We start from the raw sequence: 444 nt of genomic DNA, 5'->3' as shown, positions 1-444 counted from the left end.
CTGTTCCGGCGACAACAAGGCATAGTCGTTGACGGTGCGCGTCGGCGGCGGCACCGGCCAGACATTGCCGCCCGACCGGTCGCAGGCGCCGGTCAGCGCGTAAAGCGTCGCGATGGCTCGCTCGGTCATCGTCGCATTGGTGTGCTGGCCGACACCGGTCCATGAGTGGTAGGCGAGCCGTGGACTGTTCTCGAACAGACTGTAGAAGGCGGCGATCTTGCTCTCATCGAGCCAGGTCACGTCGGCGACGTGAGAGATCGTGTAGCGGCTCGTCTCAGCCGCCAGCAGCCAGAAGGCCGTGGCCGCGCGGATTGTGCGGTTGTCACGCGTAACAAGCGTCGTCCGGCCATCCAGTCTGCAGTACGCGGGATCGAGAGTCGCAAAGCGGGCGTCGTGGGCCTGCGCCGCTCCGGACTGGTCCAGCGCGACGAAAGCGTCCGCTGG

1 pseudogene is annotated in these 444 nt (G+C 66.4%); it reads right to left on the bottom strand.

Going from position 1 to position 444, the window contains the following annotated elements:
• Positions 1-444 (bottom strand): annotated as a pseudogene (locus I6F36_RS38780) (molybdopterin oxidoreductase); the annotation flags it as partial.

The sequence above is a fragment of the Bradyrhizobium sp. BRP19 genome (assembly GCF_020194195.1).
In the GTDB taxonomy this organism is placed as follows: Bacteria; Pseudomonadota; Alphaproteobacteria; order Rhizobiales; family Xanthobacteraceae; genus Bradyrhizobium; species Bradyrhizobium yuanmingense.
Note: the sequence above shows the minus strand (reverse complement) of the source record. Positions and strands in the feature narration are given on the sequence as shown.